Here is a 14,873-nt window from a genome sequence, read left to right as displayed (position 1 = left end):
CGCCGCGTTTATCCAGTTCGCACGCGTTATCGTTGACGACCATCGCTGGCAAGCCAGCTCCCACAGGGGGCCGTGTCCACGCTGAAACTGTAGGAGCCAGCTTGCTGGCGATGGATTCAAATGCGCTGCGTTTATCCGGTTAACACGCGTTATCGTTAACGACCATCGCTGCGATGCGGCGACCCGACAAGCCAGCTCCTACAGGTGACCGCGTCCGAGTCCAAACCAGTGAAAGTACCGATCAAAGCGTCGGCAATTGCCCGATGCGGCCCATCATCTCGGTCACGATCTGCAAGTCCAGCAGGAACTGCTCGGTCGTCTTGAACTCGTTGTCGTTGTGACCGGTGTACTTGACGTCCGGCATGGCCAGGCCGAATTGCACGCCGTTCGGCAATTCATGCACGGACGTGGCGCCGGCGGAGGTGCCGAACTTGTGTTCCATGCCGAGGTTTTCGCTGGCCACTGCGAGCAAGGCCTTGACCCATTCGCCCTCGGGGTTGCGATACATCGGTTCGGCAATCGACAGGTCGAAGGTCGGCGCGATCCCGGTTTTCTTGCTCCAGGCGTCCAGTTTGGTGGCGATTTCGGATTTGAGCACCTCCGGCGTCTTGCCCTTCGGCACGCGCAGGTTGACGGCGAGTTTGAAGGCTTTGTCATCCATCCCGACATACGTCAGGGACGTGGTCAGCGGGCCCATGAATTCATCGGCAAAACCGACCCCCAGCTTGCCGCCCAGGTAGTCCAGCCCCCAGTTGTCGGCGGCGTAGCGGGCAGCGTCGGTGAACTGGTTGTGCTTGAGCGCGACCTTGCCGTCGAGGCTATTGATGAAGTCGAGCATCCTGGCCACCGGGTTGACGCCGGACTCGGGCTCGGAGGAGTGGGCGGAAACGCCGGTGACCGTCAGTTTGACGTTCTTGCCGTCGACCTTGGCAGCCACTTCGAAGTTACCGCCGTTGCGCTTGGCGTACTCAGTGCCGGCCTTTTGCAGGCCGGCAGCCAGTTCGGCAGGCTTGTCGGTCACCAGGGTCGCGACCGATGTCGACGGAATCTGGTTGGTGGCCAGGCCGCCGGTCATCGAAATGATTTCTGCGCCTTTGCCCTCGCCAGCACGCTTGGCGAAGCTCGCCATGACGGTGCCGTAGCCTTTCTCGGCGATCACCACCGGGTAGCCGCCATCCAGTGCCAGGTTGTAGTTGGGCGTCGGGTTGCGCTCGAAGTAGTAGGGGATGGCATCACCAGTGGTTTCTTCGGTGGTGTCGACCAGCAGCTTGAAGTTGCGCGCCAGCGGCAGTTGCTCCTCCTTGATGATCTTCATGGCGTAGAGCGCCACCACGATGCCGTTCTTGTCATCTTCGGTGCCGCGGCCATACATGCGATCGCCGACCAGGGTGACCTTGAACGGATCGAGGCGGGTGCCGTCCTGCAAAACCCAGTTCTCCGGCGTCACCGGCACCACATCGGCATGGGCGTGAATGCCCACGACTTCATCGCCCTTGCCTTCGAGGGAGATCTCGTAGACGCGGTTGTCGATGTTGCGAAAGTTCAGGTTGAACGCCTGGGCGAGGCCCTTGATCTTCTCGGCAATCTTGAGGAATTCGGGGTTGTCGTGCTGGTCAACGCCGTCCACGCGCACGGTCGGAATGGCCACCAGCTCCTTCAGGGTTTCGGTGGCCGCGCTGCCGTACTTCACCCGGGCATAAAGACCCAGCAAACGATGGATTTCGTTCTGCTGCTCAGCGGACAGCGTCTTGTTGCCGAGGAAGGCACTGATGGCCGGGCCGAGGTCGTCGGTTTTGGCGACATCGCTCTTGGCCAGGGTTTGCAGGAACTGCCTGAAATCCTTGACCGAAGCATCATTGAACGTCTTGAGGATGATCGCGCTCTGTTGCGGTGTGATGTTGGCGTGGGCAGCGCTGGTGAACGACGAAAGGCTGGCGAGCATCAGGGTGGTCGCAGCCAGGTGCTTGAGTGAAAAATCCATTGCTGGGGGCATTCCTTTGCAGGCGGGTTGTAAGAAATATCTGATCGCTTGATCAGAAACATTTCAAAACTAACACCATGCGCGTGTGAAACGGGAGCCCTAGAAGTGGGATCTGTCGCACAGAAATGCAAAAGCGACGCAGAAACGAAAAAACGCTCTTTCAGTGTTTGCATTCCGCCAACACCACCTGGCAGGTATCCGGCGTGCCACCCGATCGGCCGGCATAGCGTTTGCAATTAGTCAGGGATTTCTGGCGAGCGATGTTCAAGGTGTCGCCCCAAGCGAGGCCGCCTTCGCCGACAGTGGGAAGCGCCTTTGCATAGCAGGTTGAGCCGACGCTTGAGGCTGCAGGGCGAGCCGTGGTGGTTTTGCCTGAGCATCCGGCCAGCAGCGCCAGATTGGCGGCGAGCAGGGAAAGCAGGATCCATGACGAGCCTTGGCGTGCTGTATGTCCCGTCATCCTGGTTCCCCTGTATCAAGAGGCGTGCTCAAGGTCGTGCCTATTCAGATTAGGCCTGTTTCAGGACATCCTCCACCTTCGGCTGGACCTGCCTCAACAAATACAATTATGTGTTTTTGGTATTACTGCTATCCGATTGGGTCTATTCATTAATTAATGCCTGGGCGGTAGTTTGCCTCTCTGCGATTACACGTCGAGAGCCACTCATGACCCGGGATTCCATCCGCAAGTACGCACATGCCGCCGTCAGGGCGGGCACGCTCTGTCTCACCCTGACCGGCGGGGCGCTCGTGGAAGCTGACGAGCGCAGCGAGCGCAGCCCGCTGATCATCAAGGATCAAGGCAGCCTGATTGCCGGCGGGGGACTGATCACCAAGCCGGGTCGCTTCGATCCATACAAACCCATGATGTCTGACGGCCAGACCTACCATGGCGACCATGTGTATGCGTTCTATCAGGTACCGGTCGATGCGCACCCGTTGCCCATCGTCATGTGGCATGGCGCGGGGCAATCGGCGAAGTCCTGGGAAACCACGGCCGATGGCCGCGAAGGCTTCCAGAACATCTTCCTGCGGCGCGGGTTCTCCACCTACCTGATTGACCAACCGCGCCGTGGCGATGCGGGGCGCAGCCTGGTGGAAACGACGATCAAGCCAGTGCCGGACGAGCAACTGTGGTTCAACCAGTTCCGCATCGGACTGTGGCCTGAAACCTTCGAGGGCAGTCAGTTCCCCCGTGGGCCGCAGGCGCTGGAGCAATTCTTCCGTTCGATGACACCCAACACCGGCCCTTATGACATTGAAGTCGCCTCTGATGGCGTATCCGCGCTGTTGGACAAGACCGGGCCCGCCATCCTGTTCACCCACTCTCAGGGCGGTGGACCCGGTTGGATGACCGCGATCAAGAGCCAACAGGTGCGGGGCATCGTCGCGTTCGAGCCGGGTAGCAGTTTCGTGTTTCCCGAAGGCGAGGTGCCGGCGCCGATTCCCAGCGCGTTCGACACGCTCTCGGCGCAGGTCGTATCGAAGGCGCAGTTCGAAGCGCTGACGCATATCCCCATCCTGATCATCTACGGCGACAACATCCCCGACAAGCCGGTTCGTTTACCGGCACAGGACAGCTGGCGTGCCCGGCTCGAGATGGCGCGACTGTGGCGAGACACCGTGAACCGCCATGGTGGCGACGTGCGGCTCATTCACTTGCCGGAGATCGGCATCAGGGGCAACAGCCACTTCCCGTTTTCGGACCTGAACAACGTCGAGATCGCGGACCTTGTTTCGCAGTTTCTCGCCGAGAAAAACCTCGATTGATGTCGAGCAGGGCAATCGCTGCCGCACACCCTTGGAAACAGGAATTGTCAGGAGTATTCACATGATGCGAACCACGCTGAAGGCCACACTCATGGCCACCATGATCGGCATGTCGGGCGTTGACGCCGAGGCCGCGGACTACAAACACAATCCCTACACCTTGACCTACGCAGGCGCGCTGGTGAAGAACGAGCCGGGCAAGGTCAACATCCATCCGGTCACCTACAGACTCAACGGCCTGGACATCGCCGCCAACGTCTACACCCCGGCCAATTATGACGCGGCGAAGCAATACCCGGCCGTCGTTGTGGCGCATCCCAATGGCGGGGTGAAGGAGCAGGTCGCCGGCCTGTATGCCCAGCGTCTGGCCGATCAGGGCTACATCACGATCACGGCGGATGCGGCGTATCAGGGGGCCAGCGGTGGCGAGCCGCGCAACATCGACAAGCCCGCGTACCGCATCGAGGACATCCATGGCATGGCGGACTTCATCGCCCGCTATCCGGGCGTCGATAGCGCACGACTGGGCTTGCTCGGTATCTGCGGCGGCGGGGGGTATTCGTTGAAGGCGGCGCAAACCGACAAGCGCTTCCAGTCGATCGCGACCTTGAGCATGTTCAACTCCGGGCTGGTACGTCGCAATGGCTACCGGGACTCGCAACTGTCGACGATCCAGGAGCGCTTGCAACAGGCTTCGGCCGCCCGCGCGCAGGAAGCGGCGGGCGGGGAGGTGCTCTACGTCGGCGACGCCAGACTGACCGATGAGCAGATCGCCAGGCTGCCGTTCGATCTGTATCGGCAGGGTTTCGAGTATTACGGCAAGACCCACGCCCATCCGAACTCGACCTTCCGCTACACCCAGAGCAGCCTGCTGGACCTGATGAGCTTCGATGCCACGGACCAGATCGAACTGATCGACCAACCCTTGCTGATGATCGCCGGCAGCAAGGCCGACAGCCTGTACATGTCGGAGCAGGCGTTCGCCAAGGCCACTGGAACCCGGGACAAGAAACTGTTCACGATCGATGGCGCGACCCATATCGAAACCTATTGGGTGCCTGAGTATGTGGACGTCGCCATAGGCCAGTTGAACGCGTTCTACGCCAGAACACTCTGACTCGAGGGATCCTTCATCATGAAAAACACGCTTTTTGGCATCGCGGTGTGCGCCGCGGCGCCTTTTGCCGGCGCAGCAGGGGCCGACAGTGTCAGTGAGCCCAGGGCCGCCCAGCAGATCAGTCGGGCAGGCAGCCAGGCTTCGGTCGCCGGCCCGGCGGATTATTTCACCGGACAGGTGCGCGTCGATCCGTTGTTTCCTGCCACGGGCGAGAATAATGCGTCCGGTGCCTACGTCACCTTCGAGCCGGGCGCGCGTTCGGCCTGGCACACCCATCCTGCCGGCCAACGATTGGTGGTGACCTCCGGTGTCGGCCTGACGCAAGAGTGGGGCAAGCCCGTGCAGGAAATCCATCCGGGGGATGTGATTGTCTGCCCGCCGGGCGTCAAGCACTGGCATGGTGCCGCTCCTGCGAGCCGCATGACGCACCTGGCCGTGACCGGTTCGGTAGAGGGCAAAAGCGTGCAATGGCTGGAGAAGGTCACCGATGCCCAGTACAGCGCCCAGCGTTCTGTTGCGCCGCAATCCTTGCCTGCTACGCAACCCGTTTCCGAGACATTGTCCGCCAGGCAGCAGGCCATCCCGCTGATTGCCGCCGCCATGGCCACGAGCAATATTCCCCGACTCAACGCGGCCCTGAACCAGGGGCTTGATGCGGGGCTGACGGTCAGCGAGGCCAAGGAAATACTGGTGCAGCTCTACGCCTACAGCGGTTTTCCGCGCAGCCTCAATGCCCTTGGCGAGTTGATGAAAGTGGTCCAGGCACGCAAACAGCGGGGTATCGAGGATGTCGCGGGGCGCGAGCCCGGTCGCACCATTCCCGTCGGCGATGAGTTGCTGGCGGTTGGCAAGGCCAACCAGACGCGTATTGCCGGGGCGCCTGTCCAGGGGCCGCTGTTCGACTTCGTCCCAGTCATCAATCAGTACCTGCAAACGCATCTGTTCGGTGACATTTTCGAGCGCGACAACCTTGACTGGCAAAGTCGGGAGCTGGCGACCGTCGCGGCGCTGGCCGCCACGCCGGGCGTAGAGTCACAACTGCGCTCGCACATGGCCGCCAGCCTGCGGGTCGGCCTGACTGTCGGGCAATTGCGTCAGTTGACCCGGCTACTGGCCGATCAGGGGGATGCTGAAGCCGCCAAGCGCGCCGCCGAGGCGCTGGACGCCACTCAGGCCAATCAGCCCGGATAGCGCAAGGCTTCGCGTAGCAGGGTAAAGGCCGGCGAGCTTTGCCGCCGGCTTGGGTAATAGAGGTGGTAACCAGAGAACGGCTCGCACCAGTCCGTGAGCACGCGGATCAACCGGCCCTGCGCTACATGATCCTGCACCTGGTCTTCCGGCATGTAGGCCAGGCCCAACCCCTGCAGGGCGGCCTGCAGGCGCATGGCAATGTTGTTGAACACCAGTTGGCCCTCGACGCGGACGTTCACTGGCTGGCCATTTTTCTCGAACTCCCACGAATACAGCCCACCGTGAGTCGGCATGCGCAAGGTGATGCAATTGTGCTGCATCAGATCGATCGGGACGACGGGCTTTGAATATCGGATGAAATACGCGGGGGAGCCGACCACCGCCATGCGCATGTCGGGGCCGATGCGCATGGCGATCATGTCCTTGGCGACCTGCTCACCCAACCGTACGCCAGCGTCGAAGCCTTCGGCCACAATGTCGGTAAAGCCGTAGTCGACGATGATTTCGATGTAGAGGTCAGGATAGTCCGGCAGCAATTTGGCCAGTACGGGGTGCAGAACCGTGATCGCTGAATGCTCGCCGGCCGTGATCCGCAACTTGCCCGCCGGCTTGTCGCGGAATGCACTGAGCAAGGCCAGTTCGTTGTCGATCTCTTCGAACCTGGGGGCGATCACCCGCAGCAGATGCTCGCCGGCTTCAGTCGGCGAAACGCTGCGCGTGGTGCGAGACAGCAACCGGACACCCAGTCGATCCTCCAGCTGGCGCATGGCGCGGCTCAAGGCCGGCTGCGACATACCCAGCCTGGCGGCGGCACGGGTGAAACTGCGCTCCTGTGCCACGGCCGAGAAGATCGCCAATTGGTCGTAGCTTTCGACGGTCATTGATACGCACCTGTTATGAACCGGTTGCGATTATGCCATCTGAAGTGAGTAATGGTGTTGCCCTGGAACGTTCACGGTCTGGGCAAAAAATGGTTCATCACGTAATTCCGGGAAACCGTAGGATATTTCGTAATTTCTGTTCCCCCGGGATTTCCAGAAAATCAACAAGTTCCATCCTCAAGCCGATGCCGCCTGCGCCGAGCCTTGTTGGACGAAGCGTTCAATCAACCATCGCGCCGCCGGCCCCGGTGGCAGATCCGTGCGGTAGATGACGTCGAAGGAATATCGGCCGCTTTTGTATTCCGGAATGTTCAGTTGCACCAGTCGGCCGCTCTGCAGATCTTCCTTGACCATCGGGGCTGGCATGTTGCCCCAGCCGATGCCTTCACGCAGCAGCATGTGTTTGGCGCCCAGGTCCGCCAGCCGCCAGGTGCGGTTGCTGAGCACGGCGAAATCCTTGTCCTTGGTCAGCACCGAACGGTCGGACAGCACCAGTTGCGTGAACTCTCGCCCGGCGCCCGGAACATTCGAGTCGCTCGATGCCAGTGGATGATTGGGGGCGGCCACCGGAATCAGCTCGACACTGCCGACGCCCATTCTTTCGATACCGTCGATGCCTTCATTCATGGGCCCACTGACGCCGATGATCGCGCCTCGGTTGATCACCAGCTCAGTCACGGCGCCGAGGGCTTCCATGTGCAAGTGCAGGGCAACGGTGGGGAACGCTTCGCGAAAGGATTTGAGCGCGTCCACCACCCGGTCGGGGGGAAGCATCACATCGAGTACCACGTGAACCTCGGCTTCGAGCCCCTGGAGCAGGCCCTTCACTTTGGCGCGCAATCCATGAATACCGTTGGCAATGGTCCTGGCTTCGGCCAGCACGGTACGGCCGGCATCAGTGAGCTGGGGTTTGCGGGTGGTCTGACGGTCAAACAGCGACACGCCGAGCTGCATTTCCAGGTTGGCGATCGAGTAACTGATGACCGAGGTGGCCCGGTGCAGTTTTCTGGCCGCTGCGGCAAAACTGCCGACTTCCACGACCGTCAGGAACACGCGCAGCTGGTCCAGTGTCGGTGTTCCGGGGTCAGAGATCATGCCTGTTTCCTCGAACGTAATGGCCAATATTATCCCGGTACAACGTATAGCGTCATGCATCTGCCCGGTGTGCTGAAAAAATGAAACACCAGGCAGATAAGCGCAAAACCGCGACAGGTTGAACAAGGCTCCTAAAGAGTGGCGAACCGTGATCGGCGACAGTTGAGTCGTCGAAAGCGACACCCCGCATACGTTCAGGCGTATGCGCAGCGGCTGGAATGGTTCAGCTGCTCTCTTGCCAGGAGAAACGAGATGACTGATTTTATTGCTACCCCCAACGAGATCGCCGGCAAAGTCGTGATTGTCACGGGCGCCGCCAGCGGTATCGGCCGTGCCATCGCCGAGCTGTTCCATGCCCGTGGCGCCAAGGTCATTGCCGAAGACATCAACCCTGAAGTGAACACCCTCGAGCGTCCGGGCCTGGTGCCATTCGTGGCCGATATCACGGTCGATGGCTCGGCGGAAAAAGCGGTTGCCCTGGCCGTTCAACACTTCGGCAAGCTCGATGTGCTGGTCAACAACGCGGGGCGGATCATCTACAAGCCTCTGGTCGAGATGACGCGCGAGGACTGGAGCTGGCAGATGGAGACCAACGTGACGGGCGCGTTCCTCCATTCCCGTGAGGCGGCGAAGGAAATGATGAAGCAAAAGTCAGGCGCCATCGTCAACATCGCGTCCTATGCCTCTTACTTCGCGTTCCCGGGCATCGCGGCCTACACCGCATCGAAAGGGGCCCTGGCTCAACTGACCCGAACCCAGGCCCTGGAAGCGATAGAGCACGGTATTCGGGTCAATGCAATTGGCGTGGGCGACGTGGTCACAAATCTGCTCAATCACTTCATGGAAGACGGCCCGGGCTTCCTGCAAGAGCACGGCAAGTCGGCACCGATCGGCCGTGCGGCTTCGCCCGATGAAATCGCCGAGATCGTGGCGTTCCTGGCCTCCGAGCGCGCCAGTTTCATTGTCGGCTCGGTGGTCATGGCCGATGGCGGCATGAGCATTCCCGTGGGCAGTTGATTGGCCGGTTGTACTGGCGGCACGGCGAGCGCCGTGCCGCGTTTTCATTTGCGGTAATGACTGGGCGGGACGCCGACCTCCCGTTTGAATGCCTGGGAAAAATGGCTGGCGCTGCTGTACCCGACCTCAAGTCCCGCATCGATGATGCTCATGTCGGTTTCGATCAGCAGTTGCCTGGCCTTGGTCATTCTCAGCCTGATGAAGTAGCGCGAGGGTGAAAGCCCCGTGGCGCGCTTGAACAGACGGCTGAAGTGGTACTCGCTCATCCCGGCTGCGTCGGCCAGATCCCCTAGGCAAAACGTCTCTCCCAGCGACGTCTCCATCGCAGTCACCGCACGCTTGAGCTTGAAGGCCGGCAGGGCGTTGCGCTGAACGATGTTATCGGCTTGCGCATCCAGATAGTGGCGCGCCAGGTGCACGGCGATGCACTGGGCGATGCCTTGCATCAGCAGCGGGCTGGTTTCTCCCCGGGATTGCAGTTCGACTCTGAATTGTTCGAACAACAACGACAAAGTCTCGTCACGCCCCCCGGATATTTCACGCAGACAAATCGACCCCGTGACCTGTTTGCCGGTTTCCTGGATCGCTCGTTCCAGCAGGGGCAGGCCGAGGTAAATGTGCATCACCACAAAGGGCTCCGCACTGGTCACTTGCCAGCGCATTTCGTAGGGCATGGCGCTGGTGGTGAGGAAAAAATCCCCTTGTGTCACTTCACTCGCCCGCCACGCTTCGCCTGCCTCCCGTTCCTCAATGGTGGCGCTCCCGGAAAGTACCCAGACGATCAGCGGCTCAGCCACGGCGGGAACGATAACGCTTTGCTCGATCCGCTCGCGGGTAAAGATCTGCACCAGCACATCGTTGGAAAAAACCTCGTCGGAGGCGGCCAGGCGCTGACCGCGAATGTGGGCCTCCAGGCCTGTTGCAGACGTTCGCTCAGCGGTTTGCACGATTGAGCTCCCTTTCGATGGGGTGATTAGCTTGTCGATTTTATCGAATCTAATGATCTAAATTAGTCGGCTATTCAGGCTAGCTGTCCAGGAGCAACATTTCCTCAACAGGGCGGTTCATGTCGAATCGCACCCCATTGAAGGAAATACCTCATGACGACTTCCGCAAACATCGCTCATTCCGCCACCGCTGAACAGAGCCGTTCCGACTTCACCCAGGCCTCGGCCTCGTTGATCGGCCGCGTACTGCTCAGTGCAATCTTCATCCTCTCCGGTTTTTCGAAACTGGCCGCTCCGGCCATGATGGTCGGCTACATCAGCTCCGTGGGTCTTCCGCTTCCGCAATTGGCGCTGGCGCTGGCGATCGTCGTTGAAATCGGTGGTGGCCTGGCACTGATCGCCGGTTACCGCACCCGCGCCGTTGCCGCTGTGCTGGCTGTGTTCAGCGTGTTTACCGCACTGGCTTTCCATAACGCCCTGGGCGATCAAAACCAGTTCATCCACTTCTTCAAGAACATCGCCATGGCGGGTGGCCTGCTGCAGGTCGTGGCCTTTGGTGCCGGTCGATTCAGCCTGGACGCCCGCCGTCGTTGATACCCCGCGCTGCGAAGGCCAGCCCCTCGCAGCGCAATGTTCTTCTCCCTTCTTTTTCGATAGTCGAGACCTCCATGAAAGCCATACGCGTGTACGAATACGGCAGCCCTGAAGTTTTACGTCTGGAAGACATTGCCGACCCGGTGGCCGGTGTCGGTGAAGTACTGATCGATGTCGCCGGAGCCGGAGTTAACCCGATTGACTGGAAGATCCTCTCCGGTGCCATGAAAGCGTTCATCCCTTTGCCGCTGCCCTTTACCCCGGGGGTTGAAGTGGCCGGTACCGTGATCGCGCTGGGGCAGGGCGTCACTGAGTTCAGCCTCGGCGATGAAGTGTTCGGCTTCATCAACATCGTCGGGGGTTATGCGAGCAAAGCCGTCGCCCAGGTTGCAAAACTGGCGCTGAAACCCACATCACTCAGTGCCTTGCAGGCCAGCGCTGTCCCCGCCACGGCCCTGACGGCCTGGCAGGCCCTGACCGAACACGCGGGTGTGCAACGTCGACAGAAAGTGTTGATCCACGCCGCGGCCGGGGGCGTGGGCAGCATGGCCGTGCAGATGGCCAAGTACCTGGGCGCCGAAGTCTACGCAACGGCCTCCGCGCATAATCATGCTTATCTGAAAGACCTCGGCGCTGATTACACCATCGACTACAGCACCCAGGCATTCGAAGAGCTGGTGTCCGGTGTCGATGTGGTACTGGACCTGGTGGGCGGCGACACACAGACCCGTTCGTTTGCGGTGCTGAAAAAACACGGCGTGCTGGTATCGCCCGTGAGCCTGCCGAACATGTCGCTGGCCAACGACTACGGTGTGACCCCGACCAACTTTGCGACTCGCTCGGATGGCAGGCAGCTTTCGCTGATTGCTGAACTGTTCGACAAGGGACACCTCAGGGTCGACGTCGAGGCATTCCCGTTGAGTGAGGCGAAAGTGGCGATCGAGAAAAGCATGGGCCGGCATTTACAGGGCAGGCTTGTCCTCGACACCACGAAGTAAGGTGTTCCCCCGACAGGATCAGGCAAGTTGTCAGAAGGATCTGACTAACTGGCCGACCGTCGTTATTCCTAATCTGGACTGGCAGCGAGACACCGCTCTCGCGTCACCAGACACTCAAGTGAGGGAATAGGGTCATGTCGAACATCTCGAAAAAAATCGTTCTGATCACCGGCGCGAGCAGTGGTATAGGCGAGGCGACAGCGCGCCTGTTGGCCAGCAAGGGGGCGCATGTCGTGCTCGGGGCACGTCGTACCGAGCGCCTCGAAATACTCTGTGGCGAGATCAACGCGAGCGGTGGAGTCGCTCACTTCCAGGCATTGGATGTCACCCGCCGAGACGACATGCAAGGGTTTGTGGACTTTGCGTTGAAGCTGCATGGCCGGGTCGATGTGATCGTCAACAATGCCGGGGTGATGCCGCTGTCGAAACTCGAGGCGCTGAAAGTCTCCGAGTGGGACCGGATGATCGACGTCAATATTCGCGGGGTCTTGCACGGTATCGCGGCCGGTTTGCCGCTGATGCAAAAACAGCAATCAGGCCAGTTCATCAATATCGCCTCGATCGGTGCCTACACCGTCAGCCCGACGGCGGCGGTCTACTGCGCGACCAAGTTTGCCGTGCGTGCCATCTCGGAAGGGTTGCGCCAGGAGGTCGGCGGGGACATTCGTGTCACCGTGATTTCCCCTGGGGTTACCGAGTCCGAATTGGCCGAGAGCATTTCCGATGAAGGCGGGCGGGCGGAGATGCGTGAGTTCCGCAAGATCGCCATCCCTGCAATGGCGGTTGCTCGTGCGATCGCTTACGCCATTGAACAGCCTGCCGATGTGGACGTCAGTGAGCTGATTGTCCGCCCGACTGCCAGCGCGTTCTGAACGGAGGACCTGAACATGACGAGGAAAAAATCCGCTGATCAGGCTAAGTACGTCGGTCTGTGGGTCACGGCAGACGGACTCATCCGCCATGAGCTGTTACCGGGTGGCCGATACGATGAAGCCCGGGGCCGCAAGACGAGTGCCTACCAGGGCCGGTATTGGCTGGAGGGTGACCACATCGAGTACGTCGATGACACCGGCTTCACGGCTGACGGGGAGTTCCGCGACGGGATTCTGTATCACGCGGGCATGATTCTTTACCGCCAGATGTAGACGCCTGACGCCGCAATGGCGGGTGCTCATTCGACTAAGAGTGAGCACCGCCGCCATCCGTCATTGCGCCTTGCGCCCGTTATGCGTGTACCGACCTCACCACTCGCCTCACATGGCTCAACAGGTGATCGACATCCTCGGCGGTGGTGGCGAACGAGGTGACAAAACGCACGATGTTGGGGCCCCAGCGATCATGGTAGAAGACGAACCCGGCCTTCAGCAGTGCATCAATCACGGCAGAGTCCAGCCGACAAAACAGGATATTCGCCTCGGTGCCACCCAGCACTTCAACGCCACTCAGCCCGGCAAGCCCCTGCGCCAAGCGCTGGGCGGCATCGTTGGCCTTGCGGGCATTGCGCAGCCAGAGATCATCGGTCAGGTACGCATCGATCTGCGCCGAAAGAAAACGCATTTTGGAGAAGAGGTGACCTGCACGCTTGCGGCGGTACCTCATCTCGGTGGCGAGGGAGGCGTTGAACAGGACGATGGCTTCCGCCGCCAGCACGCCATTCTTGGTGGCGCCAAACGACAGGGCATCCACGCCGGCCTTCCAGGTCATCTCTGCCGCCGAGCAACCCAGGGACACCAGGGCGTTGGCGAATCGGGATCCATCCATATGGAACCCGAGGGAGGCCGACTTGCAGACCTCACCGATGGCCGCGATGTCGTCCAGGGTGTAGACGCTGCCAACTTCGGTGGCCTGGGTGATGCTGACGCAGGCGGGCTGGGTCGTGTGCACGTCACCCAGTTTTTCGCGGGTGCGCTCACGCAGTTGGTTGATGTCGAGCTTGGCCGACGGGCCGTCGATGGTCATCAGCTTCGCGCCGTTGGAGAAGAACTCAGGCGCGCCACATTCGTCGTTATTGATGTGACTGGCGGGATGGCAATAGATATTGCCCCAGGGTGGTGTCATCGCGCTCAGGCACAGGCCGTTGGCGGCGGTGCCGGTGGGCACGAGAAGGACCTCCACGTCGCGCTCGAAGATCTCGCTGAATTTGCGCTGGACCTGCGCCGTCAACTCGTCGCTGCCATAGGGGCCCGCCTGGCCCGTGCTGTACTTCACGAGGGCGTGTGCCACCTCCGGCGATGCGCCTGCGATGTTGTCACTTGAAAAACCCAGGGCGGGCGCTCTGCTTGTTTCACCGTTCATCATCCAACTCTCGGCTGCGCAGGCGAAGGTGTTTCGCCTGGATTGGCGCATCCTAGGGAGAGGGGCGGTTGTCGCGCTTGTAAAAAATTGACGCTCGCCTGTGCGACGCCCTAAGTCCTGTAGCGCGAGGGGGCGACGCCGAATGCCTGGCGAAAGGCGCGGTTGAAATGGCTCTGATCGTAAAAGCCGACAGCGTGGGCGACATCGATGATCGGTTGGCCGCTGCGCGATAGCAGGCCACACGCCCGTTCAAGACGTAGCCGAAGCAGCCACGCGTGTGGCGTCATGCCGATGGTCCGCTTGAACTGCTTGAGGAACGGGAATCGGCCCAGACCGCACAGTCCGGCAAGATCATCGAGCGTGATGCGCTGATCGATGTGGCTGAAACAATAGTCCCTGACGCGCGACCATTGCAGGGCTGAGAGCGATCCGGGAATGCTTTCGGGCGTGATTGTCCGTGACTGGCGCAACAGGCGTTCAAGCAGGGTGATCCATTGCGTCTGCACCGCGAGGCTGCCGGGGCCAACGGCCTGCTGCATCGCTTCGTGCAGCCCGCGCAGGTTGCCGACAAGCCGCGCGTCCTCCAGCAACACACTGGTCAACTCAAGTTCTCTCGGTTGACCGCTGATCTCCTCGGTCATGTCCGCGATCAGTGCCTGGGACAGACGGAACGTCTTGAGCGTATAGGCACCGCCGCCTTCAGACGCACCATCGTGAATTTCACCCGGCGGCATCAGGGCAATACGGCCCGGCCCCAAAAGAAACGACTCGCCTTTCGAACGATGACGCTGGATGCCTTCGGTGACAAAGCCAATGTGGAAATCGAGGTGGTAATGGCGATCGAAACCGACATCCGCAAAGCGTGCGGAACCCAAGACCAGGCCTGGTACTTCGGACACGTGATGGTACTTGGCATGCTCAGTCATGGGACCCGTTCAACAATCGGCGAGGAGGGCAGGGGCGCACAAAGTCTAGGTGCTCCCGCGG

The 14,873-nt window shown here is 60.7% G+C and carries 15 protein-coding genes; 8 read left to right on the top strand and 7 right to left on the bottom strand.

Features of this window, described 5'->3' with window-relative positions:
* Positions 1 to 241 precede the first annotated feature (241 nt).
* Entirely contained in the window at positions 242 to 1,981 is a 1,740-nt protein-coding gene (locus tag PMI26_RS03240) for a dipeptidase (RefSeq protein ID WP_007979585.1), read from the bottom strand.
* Between the two features lie 160 nt (positions 1,982 to 2,141).
* Positions 2,142 to 2,441, bottom strand: coding sequence for a DUF4189 domain-containing protein (locus tag PMI26_RS30975; RefSeq protein ID WP_007979583.1), 300 nt, complete (start codon positions 2,439 to 2,441; stop codon positions 2,142 to 2,144).
* A gap of 206 nt (positions 2,442 to 2,647) precedes the next feature.
* Here PMI26_RS30975 and PMI26_RS03245 point away from each other — a divergent pair, with 206 nt between their 5' ends.
* The 3 genes from PMI26_RS03245 (at position 2,648) to PMI26_RS03255 (ending at position 6,059) form a co-directional block, all read left to right on the top strand.
* Entirely contained in the window at positions 2,648 to 3,751 is a 1,104-nt protein-coding gene (locus PMI26_RS03245) for an alpha/beta hydrolase (protein WP_007979581.1), read from the top strand.
* 61 nt (positions 3,752 to 3,812) lie between these two features.
* Positions 3,813 to 4,868, top strand: a complete 1,056-nt coding sequence (locus PMI26_RS03250) for an alpha/beta hydrolase (RefSeq protein ID WP_007979579.1) — start codon at positions 3,813 to 3,815, stop codon at positions 4,866 to 4,868.
* Positions 4,869 to 4,886: 18 nt separating this feature from the next.
* Entirely contained in the window at positions 4,887 to 6,059 is a 1,173-nt protein-coding gene (locus PMI26_RS03255) for a (R)-mandelonitrile lyase (protein WP_007979577.1), read from the top strand.
* Here the strand turns inward: PMI26_RS03255 and PMI26_RS03260 are convergent.
* On the bottom strand, positions 6,047 to 6,940 hold the full coding sequence (locus PMI26_RS03260) for a LysR family transcriptional regulator (protein WP_007979575.1): 894 nt from the start codon (positions 6,938 to 6,940) through the stop codon (positions 6,047 to 6,049). The genes PMI26_RS03255 and PMI26_RS03260 overlap by 13 nt on opposite strands.
* A gap of 177 nt (positions 6,941 to 7,117) precedes the next feature.
* Entirely contained in the window at positions 7,118 to 8,035 is a 918-nt protein-coding gene (locus PMI26_RS03265) for a LysR family transcriptional regulator (protein ID WP_007979572.1), read from the bottom strand.
* A gap of 252 nt (positions 8,036 to 8,287) precedes the next feature.
* Here PMI26_RS03265 and PMI26_RS03270 point away from each other — a divergent pair, with 252 nt between their 5' ends.
* On the top strand, positions 8,288 to 9,052 hold the full coding sequence (locus PMI26_RS03270; protein WP_007979570.1) for an SDR family NAD(P)-dependent oxidoreductase: 765 nt from the start codon (positions 8,288 to 8,290) through the stop codon (positions 9,050 to 9,052).
* Positions 9,053 to 9,096: 44 nt separating this feature from the next.
* Here the strand turns inward: PMI26_RS03270 and PMI26_RS03275 are convergent, their stop codons facing one another.
* Positions 9,097 to 9,999 carry a helix-turn-helix domain-containing protein gene (locus PMI26_RS03275; protein WP_007979568.1) on the bottom strand — a complete coding sequence of 301 codons (903 nt, stop codon included), beginning with the start codon at positions 9,997 to 9,999 and terminating at the stop codon, positions 9,097 to 9,099.
* Positions 10,000 to 10,152: 153 nt separating this feature from the next.
* Here PMI26_RS03275 and PMI26_RS03280 point away from each other — a divergent pair, with 153 nt between their 5' ends.
* The 4 genes from PMI26_RS03280 to PMI26_RS0129875 all read left to right on the top strand — a co-directional run bounded on the left by PMI26_RS03280 (position 10,153) and on the right by PMI26_RS0129875 (position 12,736).
* A complete protein-coding gene (locus PMI26_RS03280) occupies positions 10,153 to 10,593 on the top strand; it encodes a DoxX family protein (RefSeq protein ID WP_007979566.1) in 441 nt (146 codons plus the stop codon).
* A 74-nt stretch (positions 10,594 to 10,667) separates the two neighbouring features.
* Complete coding sequence (locus PMI26_RS03285) at positions 10,668 to 11,591, top strand: NADP-dependent oxidoreductase (RefSeq protein WP_007979564.1); 924 nt, start codon at positions 10,668 to 10,670, stop codon at positions 11,589 to 11,591.
* Positions 11,592 to 11,725: 134 nt separating this feature from the next.
* Positions 11,726 to 12,463, top strand: a complete 738-nt coding sequence (locus PMI26_RS03290) for an SDR family oxidoreductase (protein WP_007979562.1) — start codon at positions 11,726 to 11,728, stop codon at positions 12,461 to 12,463.
* Between the two features lie 15 nt (positions 12,464 to 12,478).
* Positions 12,479 to 12,736: an Atu4866 domain-containing protein gene (locus PMI26_RS0129875; RefSeq protein WP_033048352.1), complete on the top strand. Its 258-nt coding sequence runs from the start codon at positions 12,479 to 12,481 to the stop codon at positions 12,734 to 12,736.
* Positions 12,737 to 12,815: 79 nt separating this feature from the next.
* Here PMI26_RS0129875 and PMI26_RS03295 read toward each other — a convergent pair whose 3' ends face one another.
* Together PMI26_RS03295 and PMI26_RS03300 are read right to left on the bottom strand one after the other, a co-directional pair.
* Complete coding sequence (locus PMI26_RS03295) at positions 12,816 to 13,886, bottom strand: threonine aldolase family protein (protein WP_007979561.1); 1,071 nt, start codon at positions 13,884 to 13,886, stop codon at positions 12,816 to 12,818.
* A gap of 110 nt (positions 13,887 to 13,996) precedes the next feature.
* Positions 13,997 to 14,812 (bottom strand): AraC family transcriptional regulator, encoded by an 816-nt coding sequence (locus PMI26_RS03300; RefSeq protein ID WP_007979559.1) that lies wholly within the window; start codon positions 14,810 to 14,812, stop codon positions 13,997 to 13,999.
* Between the last annotated feature and the right edge of the window lie 61 nt (positions 14,813 to 14,873).

Origin of the sequence: Pseudomonas sp. GM33, assembly GCF_000282295.1 — a bacterium.
In the GTDB taxonomy this organism is placed as follows: domain Bacteria; phylum Pseudomonadota; class Gammaproteobacteria; order Pseudomonadales; family Pseudomonadaceae; genus Aquipseudomonas; species Aquipseudomonas laurylsulfatiphila.
The sequence above is the reverse complement of the archived record's forward strand: the minus strand, read 5'-3'. Positions and strand labels throughout refer to the sequence as shown.

Excerpts from the sequence above, each read along its gene's own strand:
- PMI26_RS03255 (WP_007979577.1), top strand. The coding sequence starts at position 4,887 with ATGAAAAACACGCTTTTTGGCATCGCGGTGTGCGCCGCGGCGCCTTTT.
- PMI26_RS03300 (WP_007979559.1), bottom strand. The coding sequence starts at position 14,812 with ATGACTGAGCATGCCAAGTACCATCACGTGTCCGAAGTACCAGGCCTG.
- PMI26_RS03250 (WP_007979579.1), top strand. The coding sequence starts at position 3,813 with ATGATGCGAACCACGCTGAAGGCCACACTCATGGCCACCATGATCGGC.
- PMI26_RS03240 (WP_007979585.1), bottom strand. The coding sequence starts at position 1,981 with ATGGATTTTTCACTCAAGCACCTGGCTGCGACCACCCTGATGCTCGCC.
- PMI26_RS03290 (WP_007979562.1), top strand. The coding sequence starts at position 11,726 with ATGTCGAACATCTCGAAAAAAATCGTTCTGATCACCGGCGCGAGCAGT.
- PMI26_RS03285 (WP_007979564.1), top strand. The coding sequence starts at position 10,668 with ATGAAAGCCATACGCGTGTACGAATACGGCAGCCCTGAAGTTTTACGT.
- PMI26_RS03265 (WP_007979572.1), bottom strand. The coding sequence starts at position 8,035 with ATGATCTCTGACCCCGGAACACCGACACTGGACCAGCTGCGCGTGTTC.
- PMI26_RS03245 (WP_007979581.1), top strand. The coding sequence starts at position 2,648 with ATGACCCGGGATTCCATCCGCAAGTACGCACATGCCGCCGTCAGGGCG.
- PMI26_RS0129875 (WP_033048352.1), top strand. The coding sequence starts at position 12,479 with ATGACGAGGAAAAAATCCGCTGATCAGGCTAAGTACGTCGGTCTGTGG.
- PMI26_RS03270 (WP_007979570.1), top strand. The coding sequence starts at position 8,288 with ATGACTGATTTTATTGCTACCCCCAACGAGATCGCCGGCAAAGTCGTG.
- PMI26_RS30975 (WP_007979583.1), bottom strand. The coding sequence starts at position 2,441 with ATGACGGGACATACAGCACGCCAAGGCTCGTCATGGATCCTGCTTTCC.
- PMI26_RS03280 (WP_007979566.1), top strand. The coding sequence starts at position 10,153 with ATGACGACTTCCGCAAACATCGCTCATTCCGCCACCGCTGAACAGAGC.
- PMI26_RS03295 (WP_007979561.1), bottom strand. The coding sequence starts at position 13,886 with ATGAACGGTGAAACAAGCAGAGCGCCCGCCCTGGGTTTTTCAAGTGAC.
- PMI26_RS03260 (WP_007979575.1), bottom strand. The coding sequence starts at position 6,940 with ATGACCGTCGAAAGCTACGACCAATTGGCGATCTTCTCGGCCGTGGCA.